General features: G+C 37.6%; 16 protein-coding genes and 4 pseudogenes. 5 read left to right on the top strand and 15 right to left on the bottom strand.

What is annotated here, in order from left to right; all coding sequences use genetic code 11:
• Positions 1 to 224: 224 nt before the first annotated feature.
• Both O1449_RS07540 and O1449_RS07535 read right to left on the bottom strand, forming a co-directional pair.
• Complete coding sequence (locus O1449_RS07540) at positions 225 to 2,411, bottom strand: TonB-dependent siderophore receptor (RefSeq protein ID WP_269239619.1); 2,187 nt, start codon at positions 2,409 to 2,411, stop codon at positions 225 to 227.
• A 184-nt stretch (positions 2,412 to 2,595) separates the two neighbouring features.
• A complete protein-coding gene (locus O1449_RS07535) occupies positions 2,596 to 3,288 on the bottom strand; it encodes a type 1 glutamine amidotransferase domain-containing protein (protein ID WP_269239618.1) in 693 nt (230 codons plus the stop codon).
• Between the two features lie 91 nt (positions 3,289 to 3,379).
• Between O1449_RS07535 and O1449_RS07530 the strand changes: the two genes are divergently transcribed.
• From O1449_RS07530 to O1449_RS07520, 3 genes are all read left to right on the top strand, one after another.
• The gene (locus tag O1449_RS07530) at positions 3,380 to 3,793 is read left to right on the top strand and encodes a MerR family transcriptional regulator (protein ID WP_269239617.1); all 414 of its coding nucleotides are present in this window, start codon (positions 3,380 to 3,382) and stop codon (positions 3,791 to 3,793) included.
• A gap of 133 nt (positions 3,794 to 3,926) precedes the next feature.
• The gene (locus tag O1449_RS07525) at positions 3,927 to 4,835 is read left to right on the top strand and encodes an alpha/beta hydrolase (protein ID WP_269239616.1); all 909 of its coding nucleotides are present in this window, start codon (positions 3,927 to 3,929) and stop codon (positions 4,833 to 4,835) included.
• Positions 4,836 to 4,848: 13 nt separating this feature from the next.
• A complete protein-coding gene (locus O1449_RS07520; RefSeq protein WP_269239615.1) occupies positions 4,849 to 5,682 on the top strand; it encodes an SDR family NAD(P)-dependent oxidoreductase in 834 nt (277 codons plus the stop codon).
• A gap of 7 nt (positions 5,683 to 5,689) precedes the next feature.
• On the opposite strand, the gene O1449_RS07515 is transcribed toward O1449_RS07520, so the two are convergent.
• Entirely contained in the window at positions 5,690 to 6,688 is a 999-nt protein-coding gene (locus tag O1449_RS07515) for an AraC family transcriptional regulator (protein WP_269239680.1), read from the bottom strand.
• A gap of 552 nt (positions 6,689 to 7,240) precedes the next feature.
• Between O1449_RS07515 and O1449_RS07510 the strand changes: the two are divergent.
• Positions 7,241 to 8,264 (top strand): annotated as a pseudogene (locus tag O1449_RS07510) (acetoacetate decarboxylase family protein).
• A gap of 281 nt (positions 8,265 to 8,545) precedes the next feature.
• Here the strand turns inward: O1449_RS07510 and O1449_RS07505 are convergent.
• The 5 genes and pseudogenes from O1449_RS07505 to O1449_RS07485 all read right to left on the bottom strand — a co-directional run.
• Complete coding sequence (locus tag O1449_RS07505; RefSeq protein WP_269239614.1) at positions 8,546 to 9,613, bottom strand: saccharopine dehydrogenase family protein; 1,068 nt, start codon at positions 9,611 to 9,613, stop codon at positions 8,546 to 8,548.
• Positions 9,614 to 9,625: 12 nt separating this feature from the next.
• Complete coding sequence (locus tag O1449_RS07500; RefSeq protein WP_269239613.1) at positions 9,626 to 10,864, bottom strand: NADH:flavin oxidoreductase/NADH oxidase family protein; 1,239 nt, start codon at positions 10,862 to 10,864, stop codon at positions 9,626 to 9,628.
• Between the two features lie 277 nt (positions 10,865 to 11,141).
• A complete protein-coding gene (locus O1449_RS07495; protein WP_269239612.1) occupies positions 11,142 to 13,346 on the bottom strand; it encodes an OsmC domain/YcaO domain-containing protein in 2,205 nt (734 codons plus the stop codon).
• A gap of 218 nt (positions 13,347 to 13,564) precedes the next feature.
• Positions 13,565 to 13,925: pseudogene (locus tag O1449_RS07490) on the bottom strand (hypothetical protein); the annotation flags it as partial.
• Positions 13,906 to 14,283: pseudogene (locus O1449_RS07485) on the bottom strand (TolC family protein); the annotation flags it as partial. The pseudogenes O1449_RS07485 and O1449_RS07490, both read right to left, overlap by 20 nt.
• On the opposite strand from O1449_RS07485, the pseudogene O1449_RS07480 reads away from it, so the two are divergent.
• Positions 14,279 to 14,494: pseudogene (locus O1449_RS07480) on the top strand (bile acid:sodium symporter family protein); the annotation flags it as partial. The pseudogenes O1449_RS07485 and O1449_RS07480 overlap by 5 nt on opposite strands.
• A gap of 62 nt (positions 14,495 to 14,556) precedes the next feature.
• Here the strand turns inward: O1449_RS07480 and O1449_RS07475 are convergent.
• From O1449_RS07475 to uca, 7 genes are all read right to left on the bottom strand, one after another.
• On the bottom strand, positions 14,557 to 15,564 hold the full coding sequence (locus tag O1449_RS07475; RefSeq protein WP_269239611.1) for a 2-dehydropantoate 2-reductase: 1,008 nt from the start codon (positions 15,562 to 15,564) through the stop codon (positions 14,557 to 14,559).
• Between the two features lie 141 nt (positions 15,565 to 15,705).
• Positions 15,706 to 16,584, bottom strand: coding sequence for a glyoxalase III HchA (gene hchA / locus O1449_RS07470; protein WP_269239610.1), 879 nt, complete (start codon positions 16,582 to 16,584; stop codon positions 15,706 to 15,708).
• Between the two features lie 106 nt (positions 16,585 to 16,690).
• Positions 16,691 to 17,695, bottom strand: a complete 1,005-nt coding sequence (locus tag O1449_RS07465; protein WP_269239609.1) for an NAD(P)H-quinone oxidoreductase — start codon at positions 17,693 to 17,695, stop codon at positions 16,691 to 16,693.
• A gap of 7 nt (positions 17,696 to 17,702) precedes the next feature.
• Complete coding sequence (locus O1449_RS07460; RefSeq protein ID WP_269239608.1) at positions 17,703 to 18,578, bottom strand: AraC family transcriptional regulator; 876 nt, start codon at positions 18,576 to 18,578, stop codon at positions 17,703 to 17,705.
• 106 nt (positions 18,579 to 18,684) lie between these two features.
• Entirely contained in the window at positions 18,685 to 18,999 is a 315-nt protein-coding gene (locus tag O1449_RS07455) for a hypothetical protein (protein WP_269239607.1), read from the bottom strand.
• Positions 19,000 to 19,069: 70 nt separating this feature from the next.
• Entirely contained in the window at positions 19,070 to 19,765 is a 696-nt protein-coding gene (locus O1449_RS07450; protein ID WP_269228028.1) for a GntR family transcriptional regulator, read from the bottom strand.
• An 11-nt stretch (positions 19,766 to 19,776) separates the two neighbouring features.
• Positions 19,777 to 23,382 (bottom strand): urea carboxylase, encoded by a 3,606-nt coding sequence (gene uca / locus O1449_RS07445; protein WP_269239606.1) that lies wholly within the window; start codon positions 23,380 to 23,382, stop codon positions 19,777 to 19,779.
• Between the last annotated feature and the right edge of the window lie 2 nt (positions 23,383 to 23,384).

Genomic DNA, 23,384 nt, shown 5'->3' with positions numbered 1-23,384 from the left:
AAGGGATAAAAAATGGAATAAAGAGCTAAAAGACAACGCTAGAAAATTGGAATTTCAAAGCACAACTATATTCTAAGTATTCGAATTTAATTAATTATTTTTATTTTAAAATCATATCACTTAATTTTATGTGACATGAAGTATCAAGCACAGCCCCTACCATCATATGATTATTAGTGCTGTACTTGATGCCTGAATTTATTTACCACATTCAACTGATGCAATTAAAAATTCACACTCCAAGACAATTGTGCTGTACGTGGTGTACCAAGAAATAAATAATCATCACCGAAGAAGCTACCTACATCTCGCCAATATTTTTTATTAAATAGATTATCTACATTGAATCTTAACGTGTTTTCATAGCCATAAGCACGGAAGTTATAGGCTGAACCCACGTTAAATAAGGTATAGCTCGGCACTTTTACTGTAGCTGATTTATTCGCATATTTACTGCTACTGTATTGTATACCAGCAAGTAAACGTAATCCTTCTACTTGAGGGACTTGATATGAAATATTACTCGCCAAACGTACAGTCGGTACATTTTGGGTTTGATGACCCTGATATTCAGATGATTGTATGTCTTTTAAGCGTGAACGTGTGAGCGCCATAGTCGATGTCACATCTAAATTTTGAACAAGACGTCCTTGCAGACCAAGTTCCAAACCAAGGTTATGTTGTTCACCATCTTTTACGAAATCATTTGAAGTATTGGTATATTGGTTATCTTGTTTTAAATCAAATAATGCCGCAGTAAAAAGTAAATCTTGCCACTGCTGCTTAAAGCCCCACTCATATTGAGTTGAATGTTTAGGTGCTAATATAGTAAGTGGATTATTAGCATATGATGGTGCTTGCCCTCCATCACTTAAACCTTTGGCATAAGATACATAGACATGAGCCGTTTCCCAAAGTTGATACATCACAGCAAATTGCGGTAAGAAACGATTAAAATTGGTCTTGCGGATATTGCTTCCCTCAGCATTATAAGCATCTTCATTTAAATGAAGTAATTTTCCGCCAACTAGAGCTGACCAAGTATTATTAAATTTAACTTGATCAAGTAAATTGAATGCAGTTTGCTGACTCGCTAATGATTTGTAATGTTTTCCTAAAGTTTTTTCACTCGGTATATAAGTCACAGGATCATTATAAATATTTCCTGTAGATTGAGGACTTTCCGATGCTAGCTGAAAGATAGAATTATATTGTGTATGTCGTTTATAGGTCTGTGATAATTCTAAACTCAGTTTATGTTGCCATGTGCCAGTACTGAATTGACCATTTAATCCTGCTTTAAATTGATTGGTCAGATAACTATCATCAGGACTGCGGAAGTCATAAATATCATAATTGCCATTTTCGTCAAAAGAGCTTCCTTTGGTTTGACAAATATCACTATAACAGCCCCATGGAAAGGCAGAATAATCATCAACGACTACACGGCTTTGTGAAGCGGATAAGTTTGCTGTCCAATCATCATTGAGACGATGCGTATATTTTAAGCCCGTATTTAGACTTTGATTGATGACAGGTTGGCTCCAACTTTGATAGCCAAGTAAACGATCCCACTCCACGTCAGTGGGTACTGTTTTACCATCAAGTAATTGATAACCTGGTACTGAACGCTGACGTTGACGCTGTGATTCAATATCAAATTCTAGTTTTGAACGATCGGAAATGTTCCAATCTAAAGCCAAAGAGCCAAATAAGCGTTTACCATTGGCATGTTCTACATGCGGATGGATTTCCTCATGCGCCAAATTCATTCGATAACCAAATTGTTGCTCAGTTCCTAAAAATCCACCCAAGTCCGCTGCGATACGATTACCGCCATGACTATCTGCATCAACGGTCATTGAACGGATGTCTTTAGGACGTTTGCTTACATAATTAACCACACCCGCAGGTGTCGACATGCCACTTTGAATGGCACTCATACCCTTTAAAATCTCGACTTGTTCTTTGTTTTCCAGCCCGACATTTTGTTCACCACGGAGTAAGTTACCATTGAGCAAGTAGCTTGAACCAAGGTTCAGCGCGAAACCACGCATCATAAAGTTTGAGTAATAGCCAATTGGGGCGTAACCATCACCTACCGCAGCATCATTTTTCACAACATCCGTTAATGTTTTCGCATGTTGATCAGCAATTCGCTCAGCCGTTACAGTATGAATAGATGCAGGAATCTCAGCGATATTTTGTTGCGTAAAACCAGATAAATTCACCTTTGGTTGAAAATATACGCTTTCTGCTGCTTGGGCGTTTACTGTGATTGTTTCTAATCGGGATACCTTATTTCCATCTTCAGCATGTACCAATACTGAGCTTAGCCCGAGGCATGAAAATGAACCAACCGCCAGTAACGCTTTGTGTAAACGAGAAAATGTAAATGGATATGTTTTCACAGTAATTGCCTAACCCCAAAAGATAATCTTATAGTCTAAATTTTCGGGCATGAGTATTCACAATTTTCTATGATTGAACAAGTACGTTTTCCACCATCTATCTAATATTTTTAAATGCTCTGTATACCGTAGGTAGAGACAGAGCATATGATCAAAATGTTTTTAAATCGCTCTCTTTGAAAAATTAATGATTTGATAAACGCTCAATAATTGCTTGAGCCGTTGGGCGAGCAGAAAATGGATTTTGACCTGTAATCAAATTGCCATCTCGAACCACATAGGGTGCAAAAGGAATGAATTTTTTAGAATAAACTGCCCCATGTTGTTTCGCTAACTGTTCAGCATTATAGGGAACTTTTTTTGCCACACCTGCTAAAATCTCTTCAGTCCATGCAAAGCCAGTTATTTTTTTATCTTTTATTAGATATTCACCATCCGAAAGGCGAACATTCAATAGCCCACAGTAACCATGACAGACACTAGAAACTATGCCACCTTTTTCATAAATTTTTCTGGTCATTTCTTGAAGTTCGGCATTATTTAAAAAATCCCACATCACGCCGTGCCCACCCGTGTAATAAATTACATCATAGTCTTCCCAATTGATTTCAGATGGTTTTTTAGTATTTTCGAGTAGTTGCATAAATGTTTGATCATTTTTTCTTTTCAAAACGGATTGATCAGCAACGAAAAGTCCTAATGATTTTGGCTCAATTGGAGACTTACCTCCCAGAGGGCTAACAATATCTTGAATATAATTTTGTTTTTCAAACTCATCATATGCATGGGTCAGCTCACCTAACCATAGACCTGTAGGCTGATCAATTCCTTCATATTGAGCAACATTAGTGACAACGTGCAATATACGTTTTGACATATCTTACCTCTGCTTTAGCATTATTTTTAATCTTGCTTTTGCATCACTATAAGTCTAAAGTTAACTTCAATGTCAAGAGGGAATCAGTAAAATGAATATTAGCGAATTATCAAAACACAGCGGTTTAACTACACCGACGATTCGTTATTATGAACAAATCAAACTGTTGCCTAAAGCAAAACGTAAAGCGAATGGTTATCGAGAGTATAGTGATGATGACCTCAAACAGCTTTTTTTAATTCAGCAAGCTCAACAAGTTGGTTTTTCACTTACAGAAATTAAAGCATTCTTACCATCAAATGCTGCAAATTGGGACCATGATACACTTATAAACATTCTAGAAAGTAAAATTAAAGACATTGAGGAATTAGAACAAAAACTAGCGACAAGTAAGCAAAACCTAAAAATGATGATTTTTGCAATCAACAATAAACCAGATGAAATTACTTGTGCAGAAAATGCCAAGCGATTACTCAATCTATATTATGAAAATGATAAGAATTAATACGTTATTAAGTTTGGTTATAAAGCAGTTAAATAAATTGGCGTAAAATATCAAGTGATATGGCGGTTTCTATCAAGATCATACCTTAACTTTGCTCAAAAATAGCGCTACGCCCCATCATTAGGAAATAGCGATGAGCAGCAAAAATAGTGAAAGATCACAACCAAGCGATATTTACTTTAATTCTGGTGATTTGAAATGTAGTGCATATTTATATCGTCCAGCGCAGAAATCCTCATCCCCAATTATCATCATGGCTCATGGGCTTGGTGGCACTCGAAAAATGCGTCTAACTGCTTTTGCCGAACGTTTTGTAGCAGCAGGATATGCCTGCCTTGTTTTTGATTATCGGCATTTTGGGGACAGTGAAGGTCAACCAAGACAACTTTTAGACATTAACCGCCAACTTGAGGACTGGAAAGCTGCGATAGCTTATGCACGTCAATTATCAGGAATAGATCATTCAAAAATTATTCTTTGGGGATCCTCTTTTTCTGGAGGACATGTTCTAGCTACGGCTGCCCAAGATTCAAATATCCGTGCGGTCATTTCTCAATGTCCATTCACAGATGGACTTTCGTCAAGTCTAGTCATGAATCCAGTGACTTCGTTAAAACTCACGGCTTTGGCATTACGTGATCGCATAGGTGCTGTACTGGGAAATGAACCTGTAATGGTGCCTTTGTCCGCAACACCTGGTAATACAGCACTAATGAATGCAGCAGATGCACATTCAGGTTCACTCGAATTAACTAAATATGATCCAGATTATAAGAATTATGTCGCAGCACGTTTTGCACTAGACATCATTCGTTACTATCCCGGGCATCAAGCCAAGAAAATAAAAGCCCCTGTATTATATTGTGTTTGTGAAACTGACAGTGTTGCACCCTCCAAAGCAACTTTGCGTTATGCCAATCAAACTCCTGAAAAAGAAATTAAACGCTATCACTATGGTCATTTTGAAATTTATATCGGTGATGCATTTGAGCATGTAGTGAATGATCAAATTAATTTTCTAAAACGTACAGTCGCTATCTAATCGAGTAAAAATCATGAGTAAATATCAATTAAAAGATAAAGTTGTCGTCATTACAGGTTCAACGGGTGGCTTAGGTCAAGCAACAGCACAGGCATTACGCGATAAAGGTGCTAAGTTAGCATTACTAGATTTAGACTTAAATAAAGTCACACAACAAGCAAATGATTTAGGCGGAAACAGTGTCGCAGTAGGATGGCAAGCAGATGTTTGCTCTTTAGCAAGTTTAGAAACTGCGATGGCAAGTGCTGCAAAGCATTTTGGCAAAATTGATGTCGTGATTGCCAATGCGGGTGTTGGTAATCCAGCATCACTGGAACATATGGCACCTGAAACTTTTGAGCGAACGATTGATATTAATTTAACAGGTGTATTTCGTACATTTCGTTCTGCGCTACCTTATGTAAAAGAAACCCAAGGCTATCTATTGGCGATTTCGTCCTTAGCAGCATTTGTACATTCCCCTTTAAATACGCATTACACTTCAAGCAAAGCAGGTGTTTGGGCATTGTGCGATAGCCTACGTTTGGAACTTAAACATTTGAATATTGACGTGGGCAGTTTTCACCCCACCTTCTTCCAAACACCGATGATGGATGCAGTACAATCAAACCCAGCAGGTAAAGCCGTTTGGAATGGTAATACAGGGATCTGGAAATATGTAGCCATTGAAACTGTGGTCTCAGAACTGGTTGAAGGCATTGAAAAACGCAAAGATATTGTGATTGTACCTAAAAGTAATAAATTCGTTGCCAATGCTCCGGGATTATTTCGTAACATTATTGAGCTGATCGGATTCAATCAAAAACAACTGAAACAAACGATGCGGCTGGCAGAAAAGCAGGATTAAAATCAGATCAATTCATTGAATTTATATTGAAAGATTCTCTTTCTTGCTGTGGTGTTTTACCCGACCATTCTTTATAGGCTCGGGTAAACGCACTATGTTCAGAGTATCCGAGTAACAGAGCAATATCTATAATTTGCAATCTTGAATCGATTAAATAAGATTTTGCTAATTCATAACGCACTAGATTTAATTCTTTTCGAAAATTTGTGTCAACTTCAATTAATCGCCTTTGTAATGTTCGACGCGATAAATGTAATCTTTCAGCAAGCTGATCAATCTCTGGTTCACCTTGATGCAGTAAATAAGCAATCTGCTTACGAACCTGTTCTATAATTTCTTCGACTTGTGGTAGACGTGCTAGCTGTTGATCAGCATGTTTATCCAGTATGGCCATCAAAGCTGTATCAGGGGTTTTTAAAGGTAAACTTAACATTTCTAACCCGAATCGAATCAATGGAACCTGTTGTTCGAAAAGAACAGGACAACCAAAGTATTCTTCATAAGCTCTAATATCTTCAGGTTGTTCATGAATAAAATGAACCGCTTGTAAACTTTCTTTACCGCGAATTAAGCTTCGAGCAAACTGCACCATCACCGTTCGACCAGTTTCGTCGACTAAACCACCTTCTTGATGTTCACTAACATCCCAAGTTAACTCTACACAGTCAGCAAGTAGTTGAATATTTGCAGGCATAACATCAAAAATAAGCCTCTGATAACGTTCAAAACGCTGTACGGCTGTAAAAAAATTATCACAAGTGGAAAGTACCGCGCCAATGATTCCAAGATGTCTCGCAGTAATCGTTTGTCCCACATGCAAGCCAATCAATGGATCATTTAAATAATCTTTTGCAATTTGTAATAGGTTTTCCCAATGTTCAATTGCAACGCCACCGAGACCATTTTCGTCATGAACAGGCCAAGGCTCACCTAATACTTTTTCTGGATCATGTCCTTGTGCTTCCAGATATTCAAATAGTAGATGAACATAGGTTTCTGGAATCATTCTTCGATGTAATGGTTTAGCCAACCCTTAGATCTCATTGTTATTTTATCGTGGCGTAAAGTATCAAATAGATTATTCAAAGCTGTCAAGATCATGAGCATAGCACTTGATATTTTTGAACTTATTCTAAAATTTAGAAAGCTACGATGATTTGATGCACAAACAGCTTGACCTTAAACCTAACTTTAAGTATAGCATTGGACTCAGGTAATTAATGAGGAACCTGCCATGTTCAAAGTTGGGAATATTCGTAAAGGGTTAATTCCTATTGTTACGTTTGTTTTTGCAGGTAATTATGCATATTCGTCTGAAACAGCGTCTCAACTTCATGCGACAAAACAGAGAAGCAGTCGTGAAAAAATTAAAAAGTTTAAATTAAGTTTTAATATTGATATTTAAAAACCAGATTCACGAAATCTGGTTTTTGTGATTAATTGTGTCCAATATTTTATTTTTTAATTTTAATTTTTCTCATTTTATTAAAAATAAACTTGACCTTAAACCTTACTTTAATCTTAGCATTTCAGTGAGATCTATAGGAGTCATATGATCATGTTTCATCTTAATCATTTAAATCGTTCTATCATTGCAATATCAATCAGCCTATTTCTAGGTATTTCTACTCAAGCAGCAGAAAATAATTTAACCCCTAGCACGGTAGCACAGACAATGAGCAATAATACGCAATCCACTACAGTCGTCGAATTTGGCCCATATAAAGTCAATGTACCTAAAGGTGGTTATTATGATCGTTTTCGGATGAATCCTAATTTAGATGAAGTTGCAAAAGACCCAGCTGCGGGAAATATTGATTACTTTCGAACTATTCCTAAAAAACTAGTTGAAACACGAGTGGGAAAAGTTTGGTCCCCAAATTTTTATTACCGTACCAGTAATGTACAACTCCTCATGTTGGCACCTATAAATAAATTAAAAGCAAAACTACCGTCTCCACTTGAGCCTTTATGGTTTAGTTTCGCTGACTTTCTTCTCGTATGCGGTTGGCGATGTTGATCCTTATGACGAGGTTTCTGTTGCGATCGTTGTTCGCCAACCAAACGCTCATTACTTTCATTCAACTGAATTATTAAGCTCAATGAGAAAGCATAATTATTATGGTTATGTACTTGCCTTACCCGTGGACACAGAGATTGCACGTGTGCGTGGTGTGTATGGGTATCAGTTGCCAAAATGGTTGACGCCAATAGACATGAAAATTGATCATCAACAGGTTCAGGCTCATATCTATAATACAGACGGAAAACCTGATCTCAGTTTAACTGCACCAATACCAACCATTAACAACGTCAAACCTCAATCTCGCATTGAAACCAAGACGATGTTTAATCAAGTCGATGGTCAATGGCATCAAACTTCTGTGCAATCAAATACATTGGCTTTTGGTCAAAAGTTATTTCCTAAAAATGTCGAGCTAGTTCGTAGTGGTGGTCCTCTGAGCAAATTGCTAGATGAGCTAGGTGCAAATAAAGTACTACGTTTAGATGTCGTCAAAGATGCTCAATTGGCGCTGAATATGCCTATTCCGATGCCATCTTTAGATAAAATAAAAAGATAAGACTAAAAAATGAATCCTTCACGAAAGACATTCTCCGATGAGAATGTCTTTTATATTAATCATAAATATTTATCTGAAAATTTAAGAATTATTCCTTTATTATTTTCATTATTTTTATACTGAATTAAATCCAATTACTAAATACAAAAAATTATCTAAAAATAAAATTTATATATAAATACCCCTATGATTTCAAATTTTAAATTAATCTTAAAAATGTAATAAAAAAGCCAGAATCATATTTATAATATTTTTCTGGCTGGGAAATTAAATAACTTCATTTAAGTAATAATTAATGCACCTGAACCTTTGATTTGGGTTACGAGTTGATAACCCATTAATTTGGCTGGCGTATATGTTCCACCTTTCACTTTTTGTTCAAGTAAATAACGAACTACCGTCAGCGCACCATTCACAGTTAAGCTATAAGCATTTTCAGTTTGAATTCGTGCTGTTTTGACCTGTTCTTGAGCATTTCTAGCCTCACCCCATACATAGGTTGGGAGCTTGGCACGTAGCTCCGCATTAGGTCCAACAACTGATTTTCCAATTATAGATTTCATCATTTTTTGCATGACTTGAAGTTTTAATAGCGGACGCAAGCTATTCAACATTTTTGCACCAAAAATTACTTTTGGGGATGCAGGTACAAACACCTCGATATTAGCAATTCCTGTCGTATAAAATGCCGTAGCTACATCGCCCCAAGGTACACTCATTGCACTTTTTTGACCATCACCAAAATCAATCTGGCGAACATGGTGTGCTAAAGGTACTGTAATGATTTTTCCATTTTTACGGATTTTTCCGCCATCAGCCATACCCTCGGTACTGGTTTTTGCAGTTCCGGGGGAAAGCCCAGTTTTAGAATCAAAACCCAATGCCAAATGAGTTGCATCTGGTAAAGCCTCTTTCAGTGCAGCTGCGACACAATCTGTTGGAATAACGTCAAACCCAACACCTGGACAGAGCACAATATTTGCTTGCTGTGCTTGAGCATCTAAAGACTGTGCCAATTCAAAAACAGAAATCTCACCTGTAATATCTAAATAGTGCGCACCAGCATTAATACATGCTTGCATCATCGGCTTTGACGTTGATGAGAAAGGCCCTGCACAATGCATAACTAGATGCAAACCTTCTAACTGTTTGCTGATCTGAGTAACCTCATCTAGCCCAAAGGCACGGAATTCAAGACCAAGTTCCTGAGCTAATTCAGCTACTTTCGTTTGATTACGTCCTGCCAAGATAGGTTTTAGCCCTTGTCGCACAGCCTCTCGGGCAATTAGCTCACCCGTATAACCATTCGCGCCGTATATCATCCAATTTAAATTATTCGTATTTGTCATATGAAATCTCTGTTATTGATACGCAACATAATTACGCATATTGTTTTTATATTGGCGAGTACGACGTGCCATCGCAGCTTGCTGTAAAATCAATGCCCATAGAGGTGAAACTTTGGAATTGGTTTTTTTACCTAAACTTAGTTTACGCAACTGGAATTTTACTGTCGCCATATTGGCTAGAGAAGCCAATGTTTTATTTTCCCAAGTAATAGGTCTTAGCTCTGGTGCAATATTTTGACCTTGTTTCCATTGGTTTGGTAAATTAGGATCGATTGCCAAAGCGGTAGCAATTCCAACCATATCGACACCACTTTCAATCACTTGTTCTGCAATCTGTTTACGACGAATTCCACCTGTTACCATCACTGGCATTTTCGCGACTTTACGAATCTCTTGGGCAAACTCTAAAAAATAGGCTTCTCGTGCTAAGGTTCGTCCATCTCTAGCTTGACCTTGCATTGCAGGTGCTTCATAACTTCCACCTGAGAGCTCAACCAAATCTACAGGTAGTTCGTTCAACATTTTCACCACTTCTTGAGCATCTTCTGCACTGAAGCCACCACGCTGGAAATCAGCAGAATTCAATTTTACGGCTACCGTAAATTTTTCTGACACGACGGCACGTACCGCTTTTACTACTTCAATCAAAATCCGCGCACGATTTTCTAGTGAGCCACCCCATCGGTCTTGCCGTTTGTTGCTTAGTGGTGATAAAAACTGACTAAGTAAATAACCATGTGCAGCGTGGATTTCCACGCCATTAAATCCCGCTTTTTCACCTAAACGAGCGGTATTAGCAAAACGTTGAATCACCTCCTCAATCATCTCTTGCGTCATTTCAATTGGAAGATTGAAGCGATTAGACATTTTGCCTAGATCTAATGCAACAGCTGATGGTGCCCAAGTTTGTTGTCCCAAATTCGATTGCATTTGTCGACCAGGATGATTGATTTGCAGCCAAACTTGAGCACCTTTAGAGCGCCCAATTTGTGCCCAACGTTTAAAGGTGTCTAAATATTTTTCATCTTCTAGTACCACACCACCTGGTCCAGTCATGGCACGACGATCTACCATCACATTTCCAGTAATGATTAAACCAACACCGCCATCTGCCCATGCTTGATATAAACGCATTAATGCTTCTGATGGCGCATGGTTTAGATCAGCCATATTTTCTTCCATTGCTGCTTTTGCAATGCGGTTTGGAATACGAGAACCATTTGGGAAAACCAGTCTTTCAAACACATTCATTTCTTGTGCCCTCATTTTGTATGGTTTTACTTTAAGATTAAAGTGAACTTTAATGTCAACCCATTTTAGGCATTTTATTGACATATTTTTATGGATTAGGAAAAAAGACGATCTAACTTATGAAGCGATGTTTTTTAAAACAATTAACACATATCTGAAGATAACTTTTATTTTCTCTTAAAATATTTCTTATTGAATTACAAATTCTTAATACTTTTACAATAAAAAAGTGCATGATCAACATGCACTTTTTAAGGGTTCAACGTTTAGCTTGTATTTACACAGCTACTCCGACAGCCTTTGCACGCGCTTGATGCAATTTCTTATAGCTATCAATCAAACGTAAATGGCGATCAAGCCCTTCAAGTTTCATACTTGTTGGTGTGAGACCATAAAAACGAACATTTCCTTCTACAGATCCGATGACTGCATCCATACGTTCGTTACCAAACATACGACGGAAATTCGTTTCATAATCTTCTAATTCCATCTCATCATCGAGCAATACTTCAAGTACTACGTTCATGCATTGATAGAATAATCCACGTTCAACAGTATTGGTATTGTATTGTAAGAAGGTTTCAACCAGTTCTTTGGCTTCTTCAAACTGTTCTAATGCAATATAGATCAATAGTTTGAGCTCAAGAATAGTCAACTGTCCCCACACGGTATTGTCATCAAATTCAATGCCAATCAAGGTCGCGATTTCAGTATAGTCATCTAATTCACATTCTTCTAAACGTTCGGCCAAAGCTTCAAGTTGAGTTTGATCCAAACGATGCAGATTTAAAATGTCTTCACGGAATGCCAACGCTTTATTGGTGTTATCCCAAATTAAATCTTCGACCAAATAAATTTCAGAATAATCAGGAACTAAGATACGACATGCTGTTGCACCTAAATGCTTATAGACAGCCATATATACTTCTTTGCCCATTTCTTCCAAAATGCTAAACAATTCAGCCGCTTCTTCCTCATTTGAGTTTTCACCGTCATTGGTGAAATCCCACTCGACAAAGTCATAGTCTGATTTTGCACTAAAGAAACGCCATGAAACTAAGCCACTTGAGTCAATAAAGTGTTCAACAAAATTATTTGGCTCAGTGACTGCCTCACTTTGGAAAGTTGGTTGAGGAAGATCATTTAAACCTTCAAAACTACGTCCTTGTAAGAGTTCGGTTAGACTACGTTCCAACGCCACTTCAAAACTTGGATGTGCACCGAATGAGGCAAAAACACCTCCCGTACGTGGGTTCATTAGTGTCACACACATCACTGGGAAATCACCGCCCAAAGAAGCATCTTTCACTAAAACAGGAAAACCTTGTTCTTCTAAACCTTGGATGCCCGCCAAAATACTTGGGTATTTTGCTAATACTTCTTGAGGTACATCAGGTAAAGCAATTTCACCCTCTAAAATTTCACGTTTAACAGCACGCTCAAAAATCTCAGATAAACATTGAACTTGTGCTTCAGCTAAAGTATTACCTGCACTCATTCCATTACTTAGGTACAAGTTTTCAATCAGATTCGATGGGAAATACACAACTTCCTGATCTGACTGACGCACAAATGGCAATGAACAAATACCACGCTCTGTATTGCCTGAGTTGGTATCATATAAATGCGTACCCAATAGTTCATTATCTGGGTTGTAAATTTCAAGGCAATATTCATCCAAAATTTCTTTGGGTAATTTACCTTTCGGGCCTGGTTTGAACCACTTTTCGTCTGGATAATGGACAAATTCTGCATTGGCAATTTCTTCGCCCCAAAACTGATCATTATAGAAAAAGTTACAGTTCAAGCGTTCAATAAACTCACCTAAAGCTGATGCTAAAGCACTTTCTTTGGTAGAACCTTTACCATTGGTGAAGCACATTGGTGATTGCGCATCACGGATATGTAAAGACCAGACATTCGGCACAATATTACGCCAAGATGCAATTTCGATCTTCATACCTAGATTCGCCAAAATACCAGACATGTTGGCAATGGTTTCTTCTAGTGGTAAATCTTTCCCTGCGATATAAGTGCTGCTTTCTGAAGTCAGACTTGGCATCAGCAGTGCTTGTGCATCCGCATCAATACTTTCAACTTCTTCAATGATAAATTCAGGACCCGTTTGAATTACTTTTTTAACGGTACAACGATCAATTGAACGTAAGATGCCTTGACGGTCTTTTTCAGAAATATCAGCAGGTAATTCAACTTGAATTTTGAAAATTTGTTTATAACGGTTTTCTGGATCAACAATATTGTTTTGTGACAAACGAATATTATCAGTCGGAATATCACGAGCTGCACAATATACTTTAACGAAGTAAGCTGCACATAATGCTGATGATGCTAAAAAGTAGTCAAATGGACCCGGTGCAGAACCATCACCTTTATAACGAATGGGTTGGTCAGCGATAACTGTAAAATCATCGAACTTGGCTTCTTGTCGAAGATTGTCGAGATAATTAACCTTGATTTCCATGCTGGCACCTAAATATTCTTATGTGTCAGCACAGACACATAAAATTTCAAATATTGATCAATAACCCGAATCGCGGATAAGAAATTGATTTAAAAAGAGTAGCTAGAGTCATTCATTCATCTGAACAAAAACTGACTCTAGTCATAATGGGCGCTATTATAGAAGTATTTTATGTAATTGATAACTTTTGTCTGTTTTTCTAGCCTATTTATGAACAATTAAATCCGCCCTACTCCCAAGTATGGAATCAAATTATTATCAAAATTTATACGACGGTTTCTAGCAAAACTGATAAAACCATGCATTCCTGTTAGACGTTCACCTTTATAAAATGAGTTAAGTTGATAGCGTGGATCTTTATGAGATAAGGTAAAACTTACAACACCTATACCTATTTTTCTTGATAGTTTGTAGGCATCTTCGAGCATACGATGGTGTAAGACAAGCGATTGTGGGTGACATAATAACGTGTGTAATACATGATATTTCACTGAGTCACCCAACTTCGGTAGAGGCATACTTTTCGTATTTACAAAAATTATAAATAGGTCTCAGTGCATGAATTACTGCACTGTAATGTTGTTTTTGTACCCAGTTCAAATTCTTTACGCGTATAAACAAATGCGATTGAAGCTGCATCAATTGCATTTTGCAGTGCATCTTTATTTTGACGAATGGTTTGAAGTTGTGCGTAAGTCGTCCTGATACGCTGATTCAAATCTAATTCTAGACTTTTGATTTTCTGATTAGCAAGCTCAATATCGACTTGAGCTTTATTAATATTTGCTCTATTGAGTCCATCATCATATAGCGGTACATTTAACTGAACACCGACCATATAATTATTACTTTCAGAACCGATATTGGTTGTTTCATGTTGAGCCCCTAATTTGCTGGTGAGCATCATTGTCGGTCAAAGTTCTCTTTTGGTTATACTTGGTATTAATTCATATCAACCACGTGCATGTGCATTTGAGATCGGGATTCATAACAGTACCTTAGCCATGACGATTGCTCTCACTATTATGGCAAGTACCACCATCGCGATGCCTGCTGCTGTGTATTCAATTTTTATGTATATTTTCGCGACTATATTCGGCATATTAATTACGAAATTTGCCCCTCAAGATGCTGTAAAAACAGTCTAATCTAAGATTTTTATCAAAAAAGCGTATAGAGATGCTATACGCTTTTTTTATGCATAATCGAATCACAATTGCGTTAACTGTGCTTTAAGTTTTGATCCAGACCATGCTTTTGGTTCAGATCGTAATTCTGCTCGTTTTACCAACTCAATTAATTTTTGGTTAATTGGTGCTGTTAGATTCAATTGTCTAGCTAAATAAACAACCTCACCATTGATCCAATCAATTTCAGTTTTTCTTCCAGCCATTAAATCATCAGCCATGGAAGAACGTGCAAGCGGATCAATGGCAAGCATTTTCTTACTGATAATCTTAAATATAGGATTGGGGAGTTTTAAAATTTTAGGAATAAATTGTGCTGGAAGTGGAGTCAGTTTTGCTGGTTTAATTTTGGCTATTTTTAATAGATTCAATGTTTCTAATTGAGCAAGTGCCAAACACTGACGATATTCTAGAATAGATAATTCTTGTTTCAGTGGAAGTTGGGATAGCGCATTGATTGAATTATTTAAGTTCAATAATAATTTTGCCCATTGCACAGCTTGCATATCCTGCTCTAGCTGAATTTCTAACTTTGCTTTTTTAAATGCACGCACAAATTCATCTAATTGAGCATGGCTTTTGACATACAAAACCCCATCCGTTCCTTGATGAAATATACCATTTCCTAAAGCTGCCACATTAAAAGGTACCATACCTTCAAGGATAGTGTGTTCAGTGAGAATTTGTTTTAAAATCCCCACATTACTTAAGCCATTTTGAAAACTAATAATAATGGTCTTTTTCTTTAAAATATCTTTTAATTCAAGGGCTACTTGTTCAGTAGATGCCGATTTTACACAAACCAAAATAATATCTGCATGAGCAGCAGCAATCGGATCAATGCTCATTTTTAATTTATTTGCAGCAATCGTTTGCTTGAGTCCTGTGTAATCTGAAACAGTTAAACCATAGGTTTGAAGTTCTTGCTGAATTTTAGGACGAACAATAAAATCTATGTCATAACCTGCAGCAACCAGTCTACCGCCAAGATAGCATCCAATACTGCCTGCACCATAAACACATATTTTCATCGATAATCCTTAAACATCTCATTTCCACTACCACTTTCTTAACATAATCAAAACTTAAAACTTGTCAGCTAGCTTACAAATTTTAAATTTTGCTCAAGAAAAAGCCCAATATTAAATTGGGCTTTGAGCTTATAAAATAGCTTATGCGTTAAGGCTTGGATCAGCTAATAAAGTTTCAGCAGCAAGTTTACCCAAATTATTAGAAGCCAATGGACTATCACCCGTTAATAGTTTTCGATCTTGGTGTACTTGCCCAGTAATGCCTTTATTTAAGATTTCTACACCAAGTTTTTCTAAATTTTCACCGACGAGCCACGGCAATTGTCCTGGCATATATCCAATATCAATATTGGCACCTTTATCTAATGAATCTGGGAAAACACAAACTTGATAACCTTTAAAAATGTAGTCATTTGGATTTTCATCTACAGCAGCCGCCAATAAAGAAGCTGGACCATGACATAAAGTAATCACATATTTGTCATTATCCACTGCCCATTTTAATAAAGCCTTAACTTCCTTACTCTCAGGGATTTTAGCTAAAACACCATGTCCACCTGGAATGAAAATACCAGCATAAGGTGATTCAGCACTTAAAGCTTGATCTAAAATATCAGCCAGTTTAAGTGGAGATTTCAGTTGTTTTTCGTACTTATGATACGTATCTAAAACCACTTGTTCTTCATTTGGCATCGCCCACATTTCAAGTTTGACTGGGTTGCCTGAAAGTGTTGCAACATCAAAGGCAAAACCAGCATTGTCCAAATGAAACATCGGTAACAACATTTCTACGGGATGATTTCCTGTAGAAAAGAATTTCTTATTTTGCATCAGGATATAGCGTTCATCCGTAGCAATCATAAGAATCTTTTTATCACCTTCATAGGGATTCGGATACGTTGTTCCATCATAATCCGTTTTAGGAGCTGTATACTGACTTAAAGAATAAGGTGATGGAAAAAAAGCATTATCTTCTGCTAAATCTGGGGTTGGGTTGCGATCATCTATATTTGTTGTCATCTTCAAATTCCTCGTAGGATATGTTTGATTTACATATTGCTTTTCTAGGTGATCATTCTCAAGCTTGATGTATAAATAGGCATGGAATGAATACAATCAGGCAAAATTACGATTTAATTTCGAGTACCACTTTTCCAATATGTTCACTGCTTTCCAGACATTGGTGCGCTGCTGCAACCTCTTCAAATGCAAAAGTCTTATAAATAATTGGTTTACATTGATCTGTTTCGATTAGTGGCCAGACAAACTGTTCCAATTCTTGGGTAATTTTTGCTTTTTCATCATTGGTTCGGGCACGCATTGTTGAGCCAGTCACCACAGCGCGTTTTAGCATGAGTTCTTGAATATCAAAACCATCTACTTTTCGACCGCCCATAAATCCGATAATTACCAGTCGCCCATCTCTTTTTAGCAATCTCAGATTCTGATTAAAGTAAGCAGCACCGATAATATCCAAGATCACATCAACACCTTGCTGATCTGTGCGTGACAAAATTTCTTGTTCAAAATCTTGCTTCTTATAATTAATAACTGTCGAAATAGAGCTTAATTTTTCAGCTTTCTCGTCACTGCCCACCGTGGAAAAAGTTTGAATCCCCATGGCATGACATAAACTCAACGCTGTAGAGCCAATTCCACTCGCTCCTCCGTGAATCAGAACACTTTCGTTCTTTTTCAACTGCCCGATCTGAAATAGATTTGCCCATACTGTGAAATAAGTTTCTGGAATAGCTGCTGCTTCAATAAAGCTCAGATTTTTTGGAATCGCTAAAGTTTGATTTGCTGGGACAGTACAGTATTCTGCATATCCTCCACCATTGGTCAGCGCGCAGACTTTATCACCGACTTTAAATTTTTCTACTTTTGAACCAATTTGTGCAATGATCCCAGCAACCTCCAATCCTGGAATCTGCGTTACGCCTTTCGGCATTGGATAAAGCCCCTGTCGTTGCAAAATATCAGGGCGATTGATCCCAGTGGCATAGACTTCAATCAATACTTCATCTTCTTTAATCTCAGGTTTGTCACCGTGCACAACTTTTAGAACTTCAGGACCACCAGCTTCAGTAATTTCAATATATTTCATTTGTTCTCTACTATTTTGATTCATGACTTACTCATTCCTTCTCTATATTTACTTCAGTCTGATTAGGAGAAAAACCAAACTGCTTTTTAAACTCTCGACTAAATTGAGATGAGCTTTGATAACCAACAGCATAAGCTGCTTGAGCAACGCTTTGGTTTTCGTTTTGCAACATTTGTTTTGCCTTATGCAACCGTGTAACTTTGAGATACTGCAAAGGTGAATGTAATGTGACTTGTTTGAATGCTTTATGAAATGCCGAAATACTCATATTGGCTTGTTCAGCAAGCATTTCAACTGTTAATTTTTCTGTAAAATGATGTTGAATATATTCACAAATTTTATAAATTGGTCGTAAGTTTCCTTGAGCCACTAATCCTTTTAAAGCATCTGCACCCGAATGTTGAATCACTCGATACAATAACTCTCGTTTAATTTGTTCACCTAAAATCAAGCTGTCTTGTTCTGAACCTAAAGTTTTTAATAGTCTTATTAGCACATTTGAAATTGTTTGATCATATTGAATTACACTCATGCCTGTGGTGAGTGGTTTAAATTGCTCATTTTCAAAATATGTTTTTGCCAACAACTCATTTACAGTATCCGCCTCTAGTTTCATGCTGACTGCAATCATAGGCAATTCAGGACTCGCTACCGTATCACAATCAAATGGCATAGACACGGAGACGATTAGGCATTCACCTTGCTGAAATGCGTAGGTTTCAGTTCCGATATAACCACGTTTACTTCCTTGTAAAACAAAAACTAAGGTCGGTTCTTGCAATACGGCTAATGGTGGTGTGTTGTGATCTACACGCATCAATGTGATGCCATCTATCGCCGTAGCAAAGAAGTCTTCTTTAGCAACAAGTTTTAGAAAAAGTGCCGTCAGTGTTTGATCATTCATCATGTTTCATCTGATGATTTGAAATGTGATTTTTATTATTAAATAGCAAAGAGATAAAAGCTGTTAGTTTTATGCAGGATTAGGCATAAAAAAGAGAGTTTTATGAAGTCTAACTTTCAGATAATTTAAAATATATTTGGCAGTTCTTAAAATATTTATTAATTATACGGTCTTCCCATTCTTTTACGTTATTGCAAGAGGCATCAATAGCTACATTAACACAAGAAAAAGGTGCATCTAGATATTTTGTAAAAACTACAGGAAATCCTTTTTCTTCATAGATATGAGTTGCCACAACTTTTCCTAATCCTTCCTCATAAAACTCGAAAAGATCCAATTTTTGTTCTTCACAAAATTTATATATATTAAGCTCTACAGCTAATATTTCTTGATCGCCTTGCTCAGACCAAATTGATTCCGACATTATTAACACCTTATTTGTGTTATTCGATAATTTAGTTTAGATTCATCATATAAATACTAACACTATGATTCTAATAAAACTGACTCGAATCCAACATTTGTAAAGTAATTTTTTTCACTTCATCACGACTTTGCATGATATGTGCTTCAATCGCCTGAATGGCTTCATCTACTTTACGATTAAAAATATAACCCAGTATTTTTTGATGCTCCTGATAAGTGGCTTCAACGCGATAATCTTTAGAGAAATCTAAACGACGAATAATGCGGATTCGCTCACTCAAATCACGATGAATTCTCGCCATTTCATTATTTCCAGAGGCACGAACTAAAGCGCAATGGAAATCTTCATCTTGTTGTGACAGTTGTTTAATGTCTTTTAGGTATTGATGAGGTTCAATCAACCATAAATCTTTTAAAACAGATAATTCAACCGAGTTTTGATGATCCATCTGACAAAGTTTACGAATCGAATCTTTTTCTAATACGATCCTCACATCATAAAGTTCTTCATAATAACGAAAATTAAGCGGTCGAATTTGCCAACCGCTACGGAAACTCACATCAACATAACCCTCTTGTTGCAAACGATACAGCGCTTGTCGGATTGGGGTACGACTTACATCATAGGCTTTTGCAACTTCAGATTCAGTGAAACGTTCACCCGGCATCAGTTTGAAATCAAAGATATCATTCTTGATGCGTTGGTAAACCAGCTCAGACAAATTGTCTGAGCTTTTTGTTGTTTTTATTTTGATTTCTTTCATGCAACCTTGCCTTATTCCATATAAACCAGTGGTTCACCACTATGTACAGTTTGCCCTGCTCTACAAATAATGGCTTTTACAATTCCATCTTCTTCTGCATAAACAGGAAGTTCCATTTTCATTGCTTCAATAATAGCAACAGTTTCACCTTTTTTAACCTCTTGACCATGTTCAACAAAAATTTTCCAGATATTACCTGTCATTGATGCATTTAACGATGGTAAATGAATGTAATCAGCATGGTTATTTTCTTGAATCTGTTCTTCAGGTTGAGCCGCGAACTCCTCTTTCCAACGATCAACTTCATAAGCAAATGCTTGTTGTTGCTTTGCTTTAAACTCGGCAATACTCTCAGCTTCATCATCTAAGAATTGTACATAATCCGCATAATCGAACTCTGTTTCTTCAATCTTGATCTCAGCACGACCATTTTCAAAGTCAGCACGCCATTGATTGAGTTCTTCTTCTGTCACCTCAAAATATTTGATCTGATCAAAGAATTGTAAGAACCATTGTTTATCGCCAAATTGTTTGTTTTTCTTAAACTTATTCCAGATTGGTAGTGTACGCCCAATTAATTGATAGCCGCCCGGTGAATCCATGCCGTAGATACACATGTACATACCACCAATACCAACTGTTCCCTCTGCTGTAAAGGTACGTGCTGGATTATATTTAGAACTGAGTAAACGATGGCGTGGATCGATTGGCACAGCACAAGGTGCCGTTAAATACACATCACCCAAGCCAAGAATTAAATAGTTCGCATCAAAAATAATATCTTTAACTTCATTTCGATCTGCCAAACCATTAATACGTTGGATAAAATCAACGTTGTTTGGCAACCACGGTGCTTTAGAGCAAACACTTTCTTGATAGCGTTCTACAGCTCCTAAAGTTGCACTATCTTCAAATGCCATCGGCAAATGTACGATCCGAGATGGGATTTTTAATTGGCTGAGATCACCCATCTCTTCTTCGAGTTGAATTAATTGAGCAATCAATTGTGACTGTGGAATTACTAAGCCATCGTATTTAATCTGTAGTGAACGAACACCCGGTGACAGTTCCAATACGCCTGCAATTTTTGCATCACGAATCATTTGAATCAATTGATGCACACGTAAACGTAAAGCTAAATCTAAAACATTTTCGCCATACTCTAAGAGAATATAACTATCACCTGCTTGGCGATACACTGTTTTTGGCGACAATTCAGTTGGTTCACGTTGTGCCAAAATCGTACTGACAACCTCTTGAACTGGCTCAATCGTTTCTACAACTTTGCTTGCTTCTGCAAAGTTTTGGATATTTTCAATTTGCTGACGTTCAAGTTCATTGGCTTGTTCAACCGTAATTGGATAAAAGCGAATTTTATCATCAGCTTTTAGCTGTCCAACTTTCCAAAGTTCTGCTTTGGCAATCGTAACAGGACAAACGAAACCGCCTAAGCTTGGACCATCTTTCGCTAGAATCACAGGGAAATCGCCTGTGAAGTTAATTGCACCGATCGCATATTCACAGTCATGGACATTGGATGGGTGTAAACCTGCTTCACCGCCATTTTCTCTAGCCCAGCTTGGCGTTGGTCCTGATAAACGTACACCTAAACGATTTGAGTTAAAGTGCACCGTCCACTCTGATACAAAAAACTCATCTACATATTCAGGTTTAAAGAAATCTGGTGCGCCATGCGGACCATATAACACCGCAATTTCCCATTCATTGGTGTATTCCGGAATCAAGTCAGTCGACAATGCTTGAGGCATATCATGAGCAAGTGGCAGTTCTGCACTCGCAAATGCTGGATCAACCATTTTAATCATGTCGCCGACACGTAAGGTGCGACCTGCATGACCACCAAAATTACCAAGCGCAAAGGTAGAGCGACTGCCCAAATATACTGGAACATCCAAACCATTTCGTACTGCTAAATATGTACGGCAACCTGATTCAACTTGACCGATTTTTAGAGTTTGTCCTGCTTTAACTTCAATAGGTTTCCAAAAATCAATTTCCTGATCATCTAACAAAGCAGTACAGCTTGCACCCGCCAAAGCAATAATCGTATCTGTATGGAACTTTAAAGTCGGACCAACTAAGGTAAACTCGAAACCTGCGGCTTTAGCATCATTTCCAACAATACGATTGGCAAGCTGAAATGCATAATCATCCATTGGACCCGATGGTGGTACACCAATATCCCAATAGCCTGTACGACCCGGATAATCTTGAATTGAACTCAATGTTCCTGCTTGAACCACTTCAATTACGTTTGGCGTGTAGTTGAAATCATCTAACATTCTTGTCCAAATTTGCATAGATTCAAAGCGCTGATCTGAAACGATGGCACGTGCGTAATCCAAGTTTGTGCTGATGCCATTTAAGCGAGTTTCAGCCAACACATTCTTTAATTTTTCGATAGCACTAGCACGATCATCAGCATGTACAATAATCTTGGCAATCATTGGGTCGAAGTATTGAGAAATCTCTGTGCCTGTTTTAACCCAAGTATCAACACGTGTTCCCTCTGGAAAGGTGACTTCAGTCAACACACCGGGACTTGGTTGGAAATTTTTCACAGGGTCTTCGGCATAAACTCGGACTTCAATCGCTGCACCTTTAGGCTGAATATTGCTGAGATATGCCCAATCAAGTTCATCACCAGCAGCCACTTTGAGCATACATTCAATTAAGTCTAAACCTGTAACCATCTCAGTGACTGGATGCTCAACTTGTAAGCGTGTATTCACTTCTAGAAAATAAAACTCATCTCGATTGGCATCGTAAATAAACTCAACCGTTCCCGCACTACGATAATTAACGGATTTCCCCAGTTCTACCGCTGCCTGATGCAGTTTTTTACGTGTCGCTTCAGGTAAATTTGCGGCAGGCGTTTCCTCTACTACTTTTTGGTTACGACGTTGCAAAGAACAATCACGCTCACCAAAGGCAACGACTTGCCCTTTTCCATCACCAAAAATTTGTACTTCAACATGACGTGCTTTATCAATAAAGCATTCAATAAATACGCCTGCATCCTTAAAGAATTGTTCGCCCAAACGTTTTACACTTTCGTAAGCGTCGGTCAAGGTTTGTGGCGAATCACAACGGGTCAAACCAATACCACCACCACCAGCGGTGCTTTTCAGCATAATTGGATAGCCAATACGATCTGCGGCAGTCAGTGCATCTTCTAAACTATCCAACAATCCTGTTCCCGAAGTCATCGGCACATTGGCTGCAGCAGCCAATTCACGAGCACGATGTTTTAAACCAAACTCTAAAATTTGCTCGGCCGTTGGCCCCATAAAGGCAATGTTATTTTCCTCACAGGCACGGGAAAAATCAGCACTTTCAGAAAGAAAGCCATAACCAGGAAAGATTGCCTCTGCGCCAGTTTGTTTAGCTGCCTGAATCAATTTTTCGATACTCAAATAAGTATCGGCTGGTTTTAAACCTTCTAAAGCAATTGCAATATCAGCATCTTCAACATGTTGTGCATAACGATCACTATCCGAATACACAGCAACACTGGTTACACCTAATTTTTTAAGTGTGCGAATCGCTCGAACAGCAATTTCACCACGGTTTGCAATAAGTACAGTTTTAAACATGA

Origin of the sequence: Acinetobacter sp. TR3 (genome assembly GCF_027105055.1) — a bacterium.
Taxonomy (GTDB): domain Bacteria; phylum Pseudomonadota; class Gammaproteobacteria; order Pseudomonadales; family Moraxellaceae; genus Acinetobacter.
This window is presented reverse-complemented; position numbering and strand designations above follow the sequence as displayed.